Raw genomic sequence first — 2,366 nt, forward strand, 5'->3', positions numbered from 1 at the left:
TTCGGCCCCAAGCCCGACCTCGCCCGCCTGCAGTGGGAGAATGCCGACATCATCGGCGTCACCGTGGGTTCGGTCGACCATTTCACGGCGATGAATCGCTTCCTGAGCGAACACGCGATTCACCCGATCGTCGATCGCGTCTACGACTTCGACGACGCTCCCGAAGCGTTCGCCCATCTCCGGACCGCCTCGCACTTCGGCAAGATCGTTTTGAAGCTGTAGGTGTGGGGCAATGGCCGGCATGACCATGGGGCGGATCGGCTCATGGCGGCCAGCGCGCCGATGCCGCCATCTCGGGATGGCGTCGCATTTATGCAGCGTCACCGTACCCATCGGAAAATATGAGCGTCTAGTCAAAGGCGCTATCGCGTGCAATGTTGACGAGATCAAGCGCCGTCTCGCGACAGGCGATAAAATTGAGGAAATCCGAAGTCATATAGTTAGGCGACTCGGGGACCAGAAAAATGATTGAATTTTCGACGCTTGGAGCGATTGTCGGCTTCATCAGCGGAGGCGTCGTGCTGTTCGATAGATACTACAAAGGGCGCCCAATAGCCTCCCTCAGCACCATGGACGATGAGGGCACAAAGCGCGTCTGCATCCGCATCAAGAACACGACTGCCTACGACATCGCAATCACAGACCTGGTGGTGAAGCCACCAATCTATCACCTGGCCGAAAATCTCAATACGCGAAACATCATCAAGGGTGCGATGGGTCATAGCCCAAAGCTGCTGCTCCGCCCGGATGAGGAGAAGCACCTTATCATCGCGCCGTTGTTTGACGGCGGGTTGGCAAGAGAAGTCTCGCGAGCTGGTCGAGTGAATTTTTACGTCAATTGGCGAAGCGGAAACTCGACATGGTGGTGGCGACGCGGAGTCCCCATCTTCACCCATACCAAGACGATCCGCGCATTCGGTCTACCGGAGCAGAACGAAGGTCTAGAGAGATAGAAGTCCTTTCAATATCGCAGCAAGTATTGCATGTACGAGAACTAAAAGCTCTGCCCGGACCTGCAGCCGCAACCCTCAATTCTAAAGAACCATGACGGACGAGAACCAACATTGGGTCCCGAGACTTCTGCTAAAGAAGTTTGTCGATACAGACGGACGCGTGTATCGGCTGGATATCCAATCAAACGTGATATCGAAGCCTCCGCCGAAGCATGCTGCTTGCGGCCCGAATTTTAATGAATTTGATATTGAAGGGCAGATCGTATCCTTCGAGGATCGCTTAGAGAAAATTGAGACTAGGGCTGCCCCGGTCCTCAAGCGGATCATTGAAGCTCGATCGCTTTCAGGCCTGTCATCGCCAGACCGCAAGAAAGTCGCTGATTTCGTCGCAGCGCAGAGCTTTCGTACTGAAGCTTTCTATAGAGGGCTTGCGAACAATCCTTCGCGAAAGAACTTCGGGTCGATCTTTACCCAACTGTGGGACAGCAGTTTCATCGTGTCGGCGCAAATCGAAAGGAGGCATTGGGTTTTGATGGTCATCGATCACGATGACGTTTTCTACCTCGGGGACCAGCCGGTGGTGTTGCAGCGTTCGCTCGATCCGAAGAACGGTAGCGATCTTGGCTTCGACGTGAAAGGAGTGGAGGCCTTTCTGCCGCTAAGCCCGAACTGCGCTCTTTTCATGCCTTGCCGGTCGGTCAGCGATTTGCTGATCGCGAGATACGAAGCTGCCATGGATCTTCATCGGACCGTATGTTCTGCAGTTATGCAGGGACATCCGGGCGGATCGGTCGAGCTGGCGACGGCCCAGGACACCATTCGACGCGGCGGCCCGCTCTATCAGTCCTACACAGCTGCGGCGCCGCTGACGGCCCAGCCCGAGAACGTCGAAAACCTAAATTATCTGCAATGCAGTTGGGCGCATGCCGGAGTCTTCAGCAATCGTCGCGACTTTACCTTCGCCAGAAGGGTGTTTTCTCAAACGCCACACTACAAGAGCCCGCCTGCGACGCGTCTTGTGTACAAGACTGCGTTTGTGCGCGACATACCCGGCGCTGCGCCAAAAGGCTGAACGGCAGCGCCACGCGCGGAACAATGGCTTTCTCGCAAGAGACGAGAGGCGTCGGGTTATTCAACAGGAACGAGGCCGCCTGAGCGCCATCTTGCTCCCATGCAACTCTTCGGGTTTTCGAGCATGGCTCGAGGAGCAATTGAAGTGGCAGTGCATTCATCCTCCGACGAAAAGCTCGCCCGCACCAGGGCGCTCGGCGCCTCGATCCTCAGCAACTACCGCGACACGCCCGATTGGGATGTCGCCGTGATGAAAGCGACGGACGGCGAAGGCGCCACGCATGTCCTCGAGCTCGGCGGCCCCGGCACCTACGACCGATCGCTGCGGTCGGTCGCTTCGGG

3 protein-coding genes and 1 pseudogene are annotated in these 2,366 nt (G+C 56.8%); all 4 read left to right on the top strand.

The window, feature by feature from the left end:
- Window positions 1-222, top strand: a 222-nt coding sequence (locus ACQR0U_RS32300) for a zinc-binding dehydrogenase (RefSeq protein ID WP_434844220.1), incomplete at its 5' end; no start/stop codon positions are given.
- A 242-nt stretch (window positions 223-464) separates the two neighbouring features.
- Window positions 465-953, top strand: coding sequence for a hypothetical protein (locus ACQR0U_RS32305; protein WP_434844219.1), 489 nt, complete (start codon window positions 465-467; stop codon window positions 951-953).
- Between the two features lie 91 nt (window positions 954-1,044).
- Window positions 1,045-2,025: a DUF4238 domain-containing protein gene (locus tag ACQR0U_RS32310; RefSeq protein WP_434844218.1), complete on the top strand. Its 981-nt coding sequence runs from the start codon at window positions 1,045-1,047 to the stop codon at window positions 2,023-2,025.
- A gap of 150 nt (window positions 2,026-2,175) precedes the next feature.
- Window positions 2,176-2,366: pseudogene (locus ACQR0U_RS32315) on the top strand (zinc-binding dehydrogenase); the annotation flags it as partial.

It is taken from the genome of Bradyrhizobium sp. HKCCYLRH3097, from assembly GCF_051167875.1.
In the GTDB taxonomy this organism is placed as follows: domain Bacteria; phylum Pseudomonadota; class Alphaproteobacteria; order Rhizobiales; family Xanthobacteraceae; genus Bradyrhizobium.

Bases quoted from the DNA above. Each gene is read 5' to 3' on its own strand.
- ACQR0U_RS32305 (WP_434844219.1), top strand. From the start codon at position 465: ATGATTGAATTTTCGACGCTTGGAGCGATTGTCGGCTTCATCAGCGGA.
- ACQR0U_RS32310 (WP_434844218.1), top strand. From the start codon at position 1,045: ATGACGGACGAGAACCAACATTGGGTCCCGAGACTTCTGCTAAAGAAG.